Origin of the sequence: Spiroplasma endosymbiont of Dasysyrphus albostriatus (assembly GCF_964019495.1) — a bacterium.
Classification (GTDB): domain Bacteria; phylum Bacillota_I; class Bacilli_A; order Mycoplasmatales; family VBWQ01; genus Spiroplasma_E.
In genome coordinates this window covers 519416-532818 of record NZ_OZ026447.1, presented here as the reverse complement: position 1 = coordinate 532818, position 13403 = coordinate 519416, and the positions used below count along the sequence as shown (strand labels likewise).

Annotated in this window: 16 protein-coding genes and 1 pseudogene; 11 read left to right on the top strand and 6 right to left on the bottom strand. The window is 23.6% G+C overall.

Annotated elements, in window-relative coordinates; translation table 4 throughout:
* Positions 1 to 2 precede the first annotated feature (2 nt).
* Positions 3 to 257 carry a hypothetical protein gene (locus AACL11_RS03300; RefSeq protein ID WP_338988142.1) on the bottom strand — a complete coding sequence of 85 codons (255 nt, stop codon included), beginning with the start codon at positions 255 to 257 and terminating at the stop codon, positions 3 to 5.
* Between the two features lie 176 nt (positions 258 to 433).
* On the opposite strand from AACL11_RS03300, the gene AACL11_RS03295 reads away from it, so the two are divergent.
* Genes AACL11_RS03295 through AACL11_RS03285 form a run of 3 tightly spaced genes read left to right on the top strand, consistent with a single transcriptional unit; the run spans position 434 to position 1713 of the window.
* Positions 434 to 793, top strand: a complete 360-nt coding sequence (locus AACL11_RS03295; protein WP_338973555.1) for a helix-turn-helix domain-containing protein — start codon at positions 434 to 436, stop codon at positions 791 to 793.
* Positions 750 to 1322, top strand: coding sequence for an IS630 family transposase (locus AACL11_RS03290; protein WP_338988471.1), 573 nt, complete (start codon positions 750 to 752; stop codon positions 1320 to 1322). The genes AACL11_RS03295 and AACL11_RS03290 overlap by 44 nt, the downstream gene beginning before the upstream one ends.
* Positions 1285 to 1713, top strand: coding sequence for a hypothetical protein (locus AACL11_RS03285; protein WP_338988141.1), 429 nt, complete (start codon positions 1285 to 1287; stop codon positions 1711 to 1713). The genes AACL11_RS03290 and AACL11_RS03285 overlap by 38 nt, the downstream gene beginning before the upstream one ends.
* Here the strand turns inward: AACL11_RS03285 and AACL11_RS03280 are convergent, their stop codons facing one another.
* Both AACL11_RS03280 and AACL11_RS03275 read right to left on the bottom strand, forming a co-directional pair.
* Positions 1714 to 2214 carry an IS630 family transposase gene (locus AACL11_RS03280; RefSeq protein ID WP_338988468.1) on the bottom strand — a complete coding sequence of 167 codons (501 nt, stop codon included), beginning with the start codon at positions 2212 to 2214 and terminating at the stop codon, positions 1714 to 1716.
* 28 nt (positions 2215 to 2242) lie between these two features.
* Positions 2243 to 2602 (bottom strand): helix-turn-helix domain-containing protein, encoded by a 360-nt coding sequence (locus AACL11_RS03275; protein ID WP_338973555.1) that lies wholly within the window; start codon positions 2600 to 2602, stop codon positions 2243 to 2245.
* Positions 2603 to 3006: 404 nt separating this feature from the next.
* Between AACL11_RS03275 and AACL11_RS03270 the strand changes: the two genes are divergently transcribed.
* Positions 3007 to 3672, top strand: a complete 666-nt coding sequence (locus tag AACL11_RS03270) for a hypothetical protein (protein ID WP_338988140.1) — start codon at positions 3007 to 3009, stop codon at positions 3670 to 3672.
* A gap of 341 nt (positions 3673 to 4013) precedes the next feature.
* The gene (locus AACL11_RS03265; protein WP_338986545.1) at positions 4014 to 4898 is read left to right on the top strand and encodes a hypothetical protein; all 885 of its coding nucleotides are present in this window, start codon (positions 4014 to 4016) and stop codon (positions 4896 to 4898) included.
* A gap of 162 nt (positions 4899 to 5060) precedes the next feature.
* Here the strand turns inward: AACL11_RS03265 and AACL11_RS03260 are convergent, their stop codons facing one another.
* Positions 5061 to 6305, bottom strand: coding sequence for an ISNCY family transposase (locus AACL11_RS03260; protein WP_338988139.1), 1245 nt, complete (start codon positions 6303 to 6305; stop codon positions 5061 to 5063).
* 258 nt (positions 6306 to 6563) lie between these two features.
* On the opposite strand from AACL11_RS03260, the gene AACL11_RS03255 reads away from it, so the two are divergent.
* Both AACL11_RS03255 and AACL11_RS03245 read left to right on the top strand, forming a co-directional pair.
* On the top strand, positions 6564 to 6761 hold the full coding sequence (locus tag AACL11_RS03255; RefSeq protein ID WP_338988138.1) for a hypothetical protein: 198 nt from the start codon (positions 6564 to 6566) through the stop codon (positions 6759 to 6761).
* 194 nt (positions 6762 to 6955) lie between these two features.
* Positions 6956 to 8131, top strand: a pseudogene (locus AACL11_RS03245) (IS256 family transposase).
* A gap of 6 nt (positions 8132 to 8137) precedes the next feature.
* Here the strand turns inward: AACL11_RS03245 and AACL11_RS03240 are convergent.
* Positions 8138 to 9151, bottom strand: coding sequence for an IS3 family transposase (locus AACL11_RS03240; RefSeq protein WP_338986622.1), 1014 nt, complete (start codon positions 9149 to 9151; stop codon positions 8138 to 8140).
* A 615-nt stretch (positions 9152 to 9766) separates the two neighbouring features.
* Positions 9767 to 10556, bottom strand: a protein-coding gene (locus tag AACL11_RS03235) for an IS5 family transposase (RefSeq protein WP_281747819.1) whose coding sequence is annotated in 2 segments (ribosomal slippage) — positions 9767 to 10294 and positions 10296 to 10556 — 789 coding nt in all. Because the reading frame shifts where the segments join, the coding sequence is not laid out codon by codon here.
* A gap of 142 nt (positions 10557 to 10698) precedes the next feature.
* On the opposite strand from AACL11_RS03235, the gene AACL11_RS03230 reads away from it, so the two are divergent.
* The 4 genes from AACL11_RS03230 to AACL11_RS03215 all read left to right on the top strand — a co-directional run bounded on the left by AACL11_RS03230 (position 10699) and on the right by AACL11_RS03215 (position 13371).
* Entirely contained in the window at positions 10699 to 11058 is a 360-nt protein-coding gene (locus AACL11_RS03230) for a helix-turn-helix domain-containing protein (protein ID WP_338973555.1), read from the top strand.
* Positions 11015 to 11587, top strand: a complete 573-nt coding sequence (locus AACL11_RS03225; protein WP_338988471.1) for an IS630 family transposase — start codon at positions 11015 to 11017, stop codon at positions 11585 to 11587. Before AACL11_RS03230 ends, AACL11_RS03225 begins: the two co-directional genes overlap by 44 nt.
* Before the next feature lie 556 nt (positions 11588 to 12143).
* A complete protein-coding gene (locus tag AACL11_RS03220; RefSeq protein WP_338988136.1) occupies positions 12144 to 12293 on the top strand; it encodes a hypothetical protein in 150 nt (49 codons plus the stop codon).
* An 82-nt stretch (positions 12294 to 12375) separates the two neighbouring features.
* Entirely contained in the window at positions 12376 to 13371 is a 996-nt protein-coding gene (locus AACL11_RS03215; protein ID WP_338988135.1) for a hypothetical protein, read from the top strand.
* Positions 13372 to 13403: the final 32 nt, after the last annotated feature.

Sequence of the window (13403 nt, the reverse complement as noted above, 5' to 3'; positions counted from 1 at the left end):
ATTTAATAAACTAAACGAGGATTAAAAACAAGATCTGCATTATTATTAGGAATGAATTGTTCATCATTAATTTCAAGAATATATTCTTGCAATAAAGGCGCAAATTCGTTTGAAGATTGAAAAGAATGAGTGTTATCAATGATTTGTTGACTTTCAAAAAATTCTCTATAATCACCATTATCTTCTTCATCATTTAAACAACAAAAAAGACCTGAAATAAAACCAAAAAGAGCACCAGTAAAACATCCTGAAAGCACTGTTATAGCTGAAGTAATATCAAATTCAAGAATATTTTGTTCTCTTTTTTGATATATAGCTAACGAAAGTAATGTTTACTCATAAATAATGTAAAATAATAATATGTAATTTAAACAATTCTTGCACTTACAAGTATAATTCAGCAATAATTAAAATAGATTAGGAAGATTAAATTATGCCAAAACCATACAGTGAGGACTTACGAAGAAAAGTAATAGAAGTTTATGAAAGTAAAAACATGAAAATTAAAGAAATTTGTAAAGTGTTCAATATCACTAGAAAGACTTTATTTTTATGAAGAAAAAGAAAGCAAAAAACCGGAAATATAAAACCAATTTTGAATTATCAAAAAGGACATAGCCACAAAATAAAGGATTTAGATGAATTAAAAAATTATTTAGCAGAAAATAAAGATGTTACAGTTCAAAAAGTAATTGAAAAATTTGGTGATATGACAAAAGAAACAGTTTATAACTATTTCAAAAAACTAAATTATACATATAAAAAAAACTTTTCTATATGAACAAAGAGATAAAAATAAACAAGAAGATTTTTTAAAAGAAATAGCGAAAATAATGAATGAAGATTTGGTATATATTGATGAATCTGGAATTGATGATAATGAATTTTATAAATATGGTTGGTCTGAAAAAGGTAAAAGATTATTTGATAATAAACCTGCATATAAAATAAAGAGAATGAGTATAATTGGTGCACTAAATAAAGGTAAATTAAAAGCTCTATGAGCATTTGAAGGACATTGCAATAGTAAAATTTTTGAATCATATGTTAAAAATATACTAATTCCAGTATTAAAGTGTGGACAAATTATAGTTTTAGATAATGCGACGTTTCATAAATCTAAAGCAACAAAACAATTAATTGAAAATGCTGGATGCAAACTATTATTTCTTCCACCATATTCTCCTAATTTAAATCCAATTGAACATTTTTGATTTGCTATAAAACATAATATAAGAAAAATATTACCAAATTATTGACCAAATATTAAAAACGCGATTGATTTTGTTTTTCAAGATATGAGTAAACATTACTTTAGTTAGCTATAGATCAGAAAGAGTAAACAAACTACCTCCAATAATATTTCCTAAACAAGTTGATAATATTAATTTATTACCTAATAATCCACATGGAATTAAATGAAAAATTACTAAGGATGGTGGATGTATTATTTTTCCTAGTAATCAACAAATTGATTTTATTGGTTATGCTAATGGTAATAAGATTTTTGGAAAAGAAGCGGGTGGTTCAAGTTTTTTAGGTTCAAGAACTGATGAAATTATTATGGCAGAAGAAAAAGAAACATTAACTGAAAAGCAATTAACATATAGATATGAAAGATTACAAAATTCTATGTTTAGAAGTAATCGTATTAAAGTTTCAAAAGAACCAATTAAAGAATGAAGTTGAACTTTTATTGATAAATATATATAGCTAACTAAAGTAATGTTTACTCATATCTTGAAAAACAAAATCAATCGCGTTTTTAATATTTGGTCAATAATTTGGTAATATTTTTCTTATATTATGTTTTATAGCAAATCAAAAATGTTCAATTGGATTTAAATTAGGAGAATATGGTGGAAGAAATAATAGTTTGCATCCAGCATTTTCAATTAATTGTTTTGTTGCTTTAGATTTATGAAACGTCGCATTATCTAAAACTATAATTTGTCCACACTTTAATACTGGAATTAGTATATTTTTAACATATGATTCAAAAATTTTACTATTGCAATGTCCTTCAAATGCTCATAGAGCTTTTAATTTACCTTTATTTAGTGCACCAATTATACTCATTCTCTTTATTTTATATGCAGGTTTATTATCAAATAATCTTTTACCTTTTTCAGACCAACCATATTTATAAAATTCATTATCATCAATTCCAGATTCATCAATATATACCAAATCTTCATTCATTATTTTCGCTATTTCTTTTAAAAAATCTTCTTGTTTATTTTTATCTCTTTGTTCATATAGAAAAGTTTTTTTTATATGTATAATTTAGTTTTTTGAAATAGTTATAAACTGTTTCTTTTGTCATATCACCAAATTTTTCAATTACTTTTTGAACTGTAACATCTTTATTTTCTGCTAAATAATTTTTTAATTCATCTAAATCCTTTATTTTGTGGCTATGTCCTTTTTGATAATTCAAAATTGGTTTTATATTTCCGGTTTTTTGCTTTCTTTTTCTTCATAAAAATAAAGTCTTTCTAGTGATATTGAACACTTTACAAATTTCTTTAATTTTCATGTTTTTACTTTCATAAACTTCTATTACTTTTCTTCGTAAGTCCTCACTGTATGGTTTTGGCATAATTTAATCTTCCTAATCTATTTTAATTATTGCTGAATTATACTTGTAAGTGCAAGAATTGTTTAAATTACATATTATTATTTTACATTATTTATGAGTAAACATTACTTTCGTTAGCTATATATAGTCCTACTTTTGGAAAATTAATTATTCGTTATTTTTATAAAAGTTTCTTTATTACTTTTACATGTAATCCTTATGATAAGTATCATCCATTTTATTTAAAATACTGTACTCCATTTTTACCATTAAATGATGAAATAACGAAAAATCTTAAAAAAATTGGCAAAGTTTATTATGAAAATAAAGATATATTTAGTGGGTTAGGTTTATTTGTTTTAAGATTTACTATTCAACCATTTTGAAATAAATTACCTGAAATTCAACAAAGAACATTATTAGAAATGAAAAAAAGTAATCCTGATGAATTTAATACTGTTTTTTATGGTTTTGAATTTTTAGATAGTGATGCAACAATTTTTCCATTTCAAAAAACAGTAAAATATTGACAATCATATGACTTAAAACAATTTTATAATAAAGAAAAAGATATGTATAAATTTGATTTTTATAGTGTTGGTATTGATTGAGCTACGGGACCAAAAGACCATACTGTATTTATGGTAGTTGGTTTTAAAGAATATAATAATACTGGATATTATGATGCTTATATTATTTGTGAATTAGTAGTTACACCTAATGACTTTATTAATGAAAATGAAAAAATTAATGCTTATGTAAATGAAATTTTAGGATTAATGGATAATTTTGAAAATTTTGACCAAGCAATTTATTTTTATGATGATAAAGCACGAACTGCCATGGATTGATTAAATCAAAAATTAATAGATGAACATAATACTATTTTAATAACACAAACCGCTATTAAACATGCTTCAAATTTAAATCAAGAAGCAGGATTAACTAATAGAGTAGTTTGAATGAGAAATATTATGAGTTATGGAAACTTTTATGCTAATAAAGATGATTTACCAAAAACTACTCAATGTTTAGAAGAATTACGTTATGATGAAACAAAAACTAATATTCCTGACAGAAATATGTATTAAGACCCATATGATGCATTATTTTATGCACTATATCCATATAAAAATGTAATTAGGGGTAAAAATAATGCTACTGTGAAAAAAAGCATCTTCACATTTGCTATATAATAAACAAGTGACATATCATTAATAGTGTAGGTATCACAAAATAACGCCTCTAATTTAGGCGTTATTTTGCATTTAAAAACATACTGTCAATATCGAGTAAAAATTTCCCAAAATCATTAATTAAAATTAAATTTTATCAATATCACTATTTTTCTACAAAATTAAAAAAAATGTTAAAATCAATATATAATTTTAGATATATTTTTATTAATTCTTATTTTGAAAGAGGTATTAAAATGAAATATTTTAATCCAAGTTATTTATTTAAATTATGAATATTAAGTATTCCTTTATTTCATAATGAAAAACAAAAAGTACAATCTATGCCAATAAAATCATTAACTAACTCAATAACTTTACAAGAATCATTAACTAATTTACAACAACTACCAATTAATTTAAAACAACCTGAAATTTTTAATCATAAACATCGTCATAAAAAGTATAATAAAAAAAGACATGTTAATGGTGGTTTAGAAAATTTAGAATTTTTTAATGGTACATGTACAAATGGAGGAACTACTTTTGTAAAATTAATTAAAGAAGACTTTTACTGTGGTGTTGAAGAACCTTGAAATAATAATAAAGGAGTTGCCATTTTGCCCTATGTTTTAAAAGATAATGAATATCATTATTTATTAAATAAAGAATACAATCCATTATTTAAAAATAAGCAAATAGGTGAATATAGCACTATAACTGGTGGAGTTGAAAATAAGACTCATTATCAAACAGTTATTGATGAAATGTGAGAAGAAACTGGCATTAATGTTACTAACAAAAAAGACAAAATTTACTATTTAGGAAAACATTATGCAAACAAAATCAGCACCAAAGAATGATATTTATATGGAATTGATTTGACAAATACGAATTTAGATTTGAATGCAACTTATAAGGGAAGTGGTGATGGTTCTATTGCAGAAGAAAAAAGTTTTGCTAAATTTATTAATAAAACTATTTTAGATATGTGTAATGATGTCTTAAGTTTAGCAATTTATGGAAAATTAAATCTAAATAACAAAATGGAATCAAATTTAAATATTTCAGAAATAAATTCAACAGATTTACAAGTTCAATCTTCAACAAGCGGATATAAACCAAGCTTGCCACAAATTTAAAAACGAGATATTACAATTGTAATATCTTTATATATTTAAAATTAATTTTAAGACACCAAATTTGCTCATATACAAATGATTTAAAAATTTATATGATTTAGTATTCAAAAAATAAAATCTCTTATAGAATTCTATTTTTTGCCTAATTTTAATTATGTATTATTAATAACCATATCTTCAAGGATGGTCTTTATTTGGTATATAAACTTTTTTAGTTTTTATCAAATCTTCTTTGATAATTGGCTTTAGTGGTATTTCTTTTAGTTGATATATTTGATTATTATAACTAAGATATAACTCATTAATAAACGATTTAAGTACAATTACGTCAGTTCTGGGTTGTATATATTGAACTTTATTATTTTTATAAGAAAAATACTTTTTACCATAGTATGTTATAGTTGAACCACTATCTGTTTTTCTTTTAGAAAATCTTGAAAGATAAATATTTATTTCTTCTTGTATAGGAGCTTTAATCATAGCAGATTTATTATCATCAATAGGAAAACCGAATTGTTTATTAAAAATACTTATGTATATTTTAAGAAATTGATTAGCTTCTTTTAAATTTTTAATTTTATTAAGTCTAAGTTCACTAATTAATCGACTTTGAAGCGTTCCAAATAAGCGTTCGATTCTACCTTTAGCTTGTGGAATTGAAGTTCTAATTATTTCAACACCTAAATCATTACAGCACTTTTGAAATTGAGTATAAGTATCATTTTCTGTATTTATATTTCCTGCATCAATTTTTTTCTTATATCCAAAAACTGTTCTGCTATCAGTATAAAATGTTTTTGGTATGCCATATTTAGTTAAAATTTGATAAAAAACATTATAATAACCATCTAATGTTTCTTGATGATCAAATCATAGTCCAACAATATTTCCTGTAGCATCATCAATTGCAGCATGTAAAAATGCTTTTGGTTTATCATTACCAAATCAATGATGATTACTTGCATCCATTTGAATTAATTCACCAAAATTTGTTCTACGATTTCTAGTTGGATGTAAGTTATTTTTTTTATTTTTATGTCTTTTTGGTGAAATAATTTTTTCTTTGATTAATATAGTATAAAGTGTGCTATATGAAATTTTAATTTTTTCTTCACTAATTATTTTTTCATGAAAATGTTGAAAATTAAAATTATAATATTTTGTTTTATATAAGTTTATAATTTTATTTTTGATTTCAATTTTTGTTACTTTATTAGAAATTTTATTTCTAGATTTATGAATAAAACCAACTTTACCTTCTCTATTGAAAATTTTAATTAATTGGTTAATTCTTCTAATAGTTAGGTTAAGTTTATTCTTGGCCTGATGTTTAGATAATTTATTAATAATAATGTCATTTATAATTTTATATTTATATTTTTCTTTCATAGTTATGCTTCTTTCCATATTTATCACCAAGTATATTTAACCTCACTTTTTGGGAAATTTTCACTCGATAACTAATAGGAAATTATCACTAAATAATGACACATTTAAAAACATACTTGTAAAAATAATCAAAAATAGTACAATTTAGAAGTAAAATCAAGGAAAAAAGGAGTAATTTAATATGAAAACATGAATAAAAACAAATTTAAGTAAAATAACATTAGCATTAGCACTAACTGGTGCAACAACTGGAACAATAGGATTAATCATGGGGGGGTGCTTACTCATAATATAGGTACTAATGTTAAACATTATTTAGACCATAATAAACAAATGGTTTTTGGTACTTCAACAATATGAGAAAGAAAAAATCATAGTAAAGACATAATGGATTTATATTTTGCCATTAATAAATTTACAGATGATGCCATTAAATGAGATGGTACATATCCTGATGGATATTTTAATAAATAATCTAAATTTCTAAATTAATATAGGAAATATTTTCATTATATTTTTCAAATAAAGTAATATTTTTTAAAATGATATCAATATTTTTATCAGTTATTAAAACGGTAATGTTTAGTAATCTGTGTAACTTACAAAAATAACTATGTTTAATTAGTTCTAGTAAATATAATTAATTTTCTAGAAAGAGTGAGTTACAGATGGCTAAAAAGCAAAATATTAATAACAATGATCCAATATCACAAGCAGTAGATTTATTATTAGAAAATACTGAAGATTTAACAACAGTTTTTAAAGAGGGAGGATTATATAAAGAATTAACAAAAAGATTAGTAGAAAAAATGTTGAATTCTGAGATGTAAAATTATTTAGGATATGATAAGAATCAACATAGTAATAGTGACAATGCTCGTAATGGTATAAGTTCAAAAAAATTAATAACCCAACAAGGTAAAATTGAAATTGATGTACCAAGAGATCGTAATAGTAATTTTAATCCTGTAATAGTTGCAAAAAGACAAAGAAGATTTGATGGTTTTGATCAACAAGTTCTTTCTTTATATGCAAAAGGTATGACATTATCAGATATTAGAATGCAATTACAAGAGTTATATCATGGTGCTGATATTAGTGAAAGTGTTATTAGTCAAATTACTGATGATGTTATTGATGACGTCAAAGCATGGCAAAATCGACCATTAGATAGTGTTTATCCGATTGTTTATTTTGATTGTATAGTAGTTAAAGTACGACAAGATAAACGGATTATTAATAAATCAGTTTATATAGCTTTAGGAGTTGATTTAGAAGGTAAAAAAGATGTTTTAGGTTTATGAATTAGTGAAAATGAAGGTTCTAAATTTTGATTAGCCAATTTCACAGAAATGAAAAATCGTGGCTTAAATGATATTCTGATTGCTTGTAGTGATAATTTAACAGGCATGTCAGAAGCAATACAATCAGTTTATCCTAAAACCGAACATCAATTATGCATCGTTCATCAAATTAGAAATAGTTTGAAATATGTCTCATATAAGCATAGAAAATCTCTAGTTGCAGATTTAAAACCAATTTATACTGCATGTAGTGAAGAACAAGCAATGCAAGCTTTAGAATCATTTGAAAATAAATGAACTAAACAATATCCACAAATTGCTAAATCTTGATATAAAAATTGAGATAATTTAATGGTTTTTATTAGTTATCCTGCAGAAATAAAAAGGGTAATTTATACCACAAATGCTATTGAATCTGTTAATAGTCAATTACGAAAAGTCATCAGAAATAAAAAAGTTTTTCCTAACGATATGTCAGTTTTTAAAATATTTTATTTAGCAATGGTGGTTAGCCCTAATTACTGGACCATATTTTGATAGATATTTCTAAATTTTTATTTGTAATATTGGTGGTTTTAAAAATTTAGAATGTATTCTTTCATAATTATAAAACATAACATATTGATTTACATCATTAATAGCTTCATTGATTGTTAAATATTGATTTGAGTCTTTAGGCAATCATTCTTGAGATAAATGTGAAAATCAATTTTCAGATATGACATTACCGCCAATATCATATGGTTGTTTTTTGCTTAAAATTATTTGTTTGTTTTTTGCTCATTTTGTAATTTCTTGACAATAAAATTCGTTGGCGTTATCTGAATGTAAAATAACGTTTTTTATTTGATTTCAAGAAAATTGGTTGTTTATTTTTTCAAGTGCAGGAAGAATTAAATCTTGATATGATTTATTTGAAAATGTATTATAACTAACAACATTATTTGAATAAAAATCAATAATTACAAAAAGATATAGTCAACCTTCTTTGGTGTTTATTTGTTTAGTATCCATTGATCAAATTTGATTTGAAGCGGTTGTACTTTTGTAATCTTTGTTTACTTTATCCATTGTAGGTATTCACTTATTTGGATTTTTTTTGTTTTTAGGATAGTTATTTTTAGTTTGTTTTAATCCTTGAATATTGTGTTTTTTCATAATTTTTCGCATTTGTTTTGTTGATAATTCTATATTTAAAATGATATTTTTCTCTTGTTTTAATCACTCTTTAAAAGCTGAAAAAATTCTTAAATATCCATAAATTCTACCTTTTCTTGTAGAATGAAATTCGATTAAAAGTTGGCATAATTCTTGATATTTATGATTGCAATTAATAATATGATTTTTTTCTTTTTTAATAAGTTTTTGTTTATTTTTTAAAAAGTAATATGTTGATCTGTTTAATTGAAGATATTGACATAAGTTTCTAATTGAATATTGATTTTTGCAATCATCGATAATTTTAATTTTTTCTTTGATATTTAATTTGTTAATTATTAATGCTATTTGTTTAATTTTATCCATTAATAAAAATCCTTTCAGGTCAAAATTAGTGTTCATTATATAACACAATTGTTTTTAGAATACATTCAGATTTTTTAAATTAATGGTCTAGTAAAAAGGGCTAAGTGGCAATTGACAATATAACAAAAAAATGAACAATGCCCATTCAAAATTGAAATACAGCAATTGCTCATTTTATGATAAAATTTGAAGACAGAATTAATCTGAATTAGTAACTTTGTAAAACAAAGAAACACAGATTATTAAAAAGCCTCTAATAATCCTTTCCTAATATGTCCTGTTGCTTCCTAGCATAAAGGACATATAATTTGATTTTTAGATTATTAATAATACTACTATTAGTTTTATTCATTCCATGAAAACTGGGCTCAAAAATAAATTTCAAAAAAAAATAAAAAATAAAACCAACACTTGCTCACTGGGGAGTGGCAAGGTTGGTTAAATAAAGAATAGAATTAATACAATAGGTCCCTACAACAGGTCTATATATACTAGTTTCCAATTCGCTCCCACCCCAAGAATTACCATTACTGGTTAGTATATTTTATTAGGTATCACTCCACTTTTTATTTATCCATGCAAGTCCACATGCTAGCTACTATTTTTAACAACTGTGTTGTAGTTCACTTTTTTAGTTCCCTAAGAACCTGTTTAGAATCTTTTTAATAAAATTGAAATAAAGGAAAGAACAACCATTTGTAAACTAGTATTTAGTTTTCTTTCACAATTTTTTCATAATCTTCTGCATTTTTCTAATCATGCAAAGCTTCGTTCTACAACTCATCTTTTTGGTAGTACTACAAAAGAATGTAATTCATTACGTTTTACAACTTCAACATTTGCATTTATGATTGTTTTGATTGCAGAAGCAAATTTTTCACCAGTATAGCCAGCATCTACTATTATTTTTTGAACTGTAGAAAGATTTTCTTTTTCACTTTTAATCATTATGATAGCACTATTACGATCTGTTTTTTCTGCTGTAGTTATGTAAATTGCATGTGGTAAACCTTGCGTATCAACTGCAATATGACGTTTTATTCCTGAAATCTTTTTACCAGCATCATAACCTTTATTTTCAGTAGTATCTGTATTTTTAACACTTTGCGAATCAATTATACAAAAACTAGTTTTTTCTTTTCGATGATTCTTAATACGAATCTTTTTAACTAATTTTTTTTAAAATTAATTGCAATACACTAGGTTCTTTATCATTGTTTTTACTTCAAATTTGGAAATAATAATATACAGTTTGTCATTTTGGAAAATTTTTTGGTAACATTCTTCATTGACAACCACTTTTTAATACATATAAAACTGCACAAAACACTTCATATAAATCTAAATTTCTTGGTTTTGTTTTCTTTTTGCTGTTTTCTAAAGTTGATTTTATGTTCTCAAATTGTTCTTTAGTAACATGACTTGGATAATTTTTATGCATATATACCTCTTATTTTAAAATATAGCTAACGAAAGTAATGTTTACTCATAAATAATGTAAAATAATAATATGTAATTTAAACAATTCTTGCACTTACAAGTATAATTCAGCAATAATTAAAATAGATTAGGAAGATTAAATTATGCCAAAACCATACAGTGAGGACTTACGAAGAAAAGTAATAGAAGTTTATGAAAGTAAAAACATGAAAATTAAAGAAATTTGTAAAGTGTTCAATATCACTAGAAAGACTTTATTTTTATGAAGAAAAAGAAAGCAAAAAACCGGAAATATAAAACCAATTTTGAATTATCAAAAAGGACATAGCCACAAAATAAAGGATTTAGATGAATTAAAAAATTATTTAGCAGAAAATAAAGATGTTACAGTTCAAAAAGTAATTGAAAAATTTGGTGATATGACAAAAGAAACAGTTTATAACTATTTCAAAAAACTAAATTATACATATAAAAAAAACTTTTCTATATGAACAAAGAGATAAAAATAAACAAGAAGATTTTTTAAAAGAAATAGCGAAAATAATGAATGAAGATTTGGTATATATTGATGAATCTGGAATTGATGATAATGAATTTTATAAATATGGTTGGTCTGAAAAAGGTAAAAGATTATTTGATAATAAACCTGCATATAAAATAAAGAGAATGAGTATAATTGGTGCACTAAATAAAGGTAAATTAAAAGCTCTATGAGCATTTGAAGGACATTGCAATAGTAAAATTTTTGAATCATATGTTAAAAATATACTAATTCCAGTATTAAAGTGTGGACAAATTATAGTTTTAGATAATGCGACGTTTCATAAATCTAAAGCAACAAAACAATTAATTGAAAATGCTGGATGCAAACTATTATTTCTTCCACCATATTCTCCTAATTTAAATCCAATTGAACATTTTTGATTTGCTATAAAACATAATATAAGAAAAATATTACCAAATTATTGACCAAATATTAAAAACGCGATTGATTTTGTTTTTCAAGATATGAGTAAACATTACTTTAGTTAGCTATATATAGTAATTTTACATTATTTTCTAAAAGATTCTAAACAGGTTCTAACACGTGTTGATAATAGCGTTAAAGAGGTTTATTAAAAATTTTAAAATTTTACAATTACAAAAAAAAGACAAGATTTTTATTCTCGTCTTTTGTCATTTATTTTTAATTCAAGGGTAAAAAAAAGAAAGGAGCTATTTTTAAAACTTTTTAGTTACCGACATCTTCGACACGCTCCCAATTAATAAATAAAATAAAATACCGGCACTAATGATATTGCAATTAATAATGATAAATATTTTTTCATAAATTAATCCTCCTCAATTTTTACCAATAACTTCTTAAGTTTAAGAAGATAAATATATTTTACATACTTTTAATTATTTTTTAACACTTTTTTCATAAAATTGTATACTAATAACTTATTAACTAAATCTATTGCACTATTTAAAATAATATAAATTTTAATATATAAAACACTTAAAATATAAAAAAATAATTAATAAAATGATAAAACAGAAATCATGTAAAATGTATAGTATAAATTTAAAAAGGGTTAATTAGATTATGCCAATTATTACAACTAAATGCTATATTTCATCATGTGAGAAAAAATATACATTTGACTCTTTATATCGTGATAAATTTATATATTGCAGCGGTAAATGTTATCAACAAGCATTCAATAATACAGTAACAAAATATACACAAAAATAATAAGTTAGTTTTGGAGAGATATTATGAAAAAAGAAAAATTAATAGAATTGATTAACAATAAAATATTATAAGGTTTTTAAAAATGAAAAAAAAGATATTTAAAGAAACTGTTGATGATAATTATTCAACAAAGAAAAGTATTAACTATTATAATAATTGAATGATTATAATTTTTTCATGATTAACAAGTGTAACTTTACTAATTAGTTGAGTTTTATGAATTATTTTCTTTAAAGGAGAAACTACTGATTTATTAATCCTTATTGATAATTTAATCACTAAGAAATTTTTTAAATTCAATTTAACTTTTCCAACTCTGACAATTGCAGTATTGGGTTTTGGTTTCATAATTTTAGGTGTTGTTGCCTTTCCTTTTATTTTTTTAAAAAATAATGATTTTATTTCCTTAATATTAACTAGAATTATGTTATGAATATCATTATTTTTTATTATTGGATCAATTTTATTTTTTTCCTTTGGTGGATATGTTGCTTTTTATAAATTTGCTTCTACGATAACTATTCGGAAAAAACTATTTTTCATTATTCCATGAGGATTAGAATTTTTTTATTTTATAGTTTTAATAATTTCTTGTATATGCTTTATTAAGAAGAATAGAAAAAAGAAATATATGTCACTAGAAGCAAAAGCACTATATTCACAAAATGAAATTAATCAAAATATAACTTCTTCAACAAATAATGAAGAAGAAACAATATGAACGCCACAACAAATTGAAGAAGTATGAAATAAAGGAGAAATTATCAATAATTTTAATCCACAATTATACCGTCGAGATTATGCGGGTGCCTTAATGTTTTGACATAATTTTATTGCACAACCGAAGCTTAATGATCCAATTGAAAGTTTAAATTGAACTATTGTTTATGAACGCCCCAGCACAGCAGATGGAACTAATTATATTAAAAATTTAGTACCCATGAATAATAATAATGCTGTTACTAAAGGTAATAATTTCCCCCATTGAACAACTTCAGTCACTTATGACAGTAAAAAAAATAAAAACATATTTAAAAAGAAGTCATGAAAACATAAAGAAAAAAATCAAATAGAATAAAAAAAACATATTTAAAAAACTAAGTATTAAAA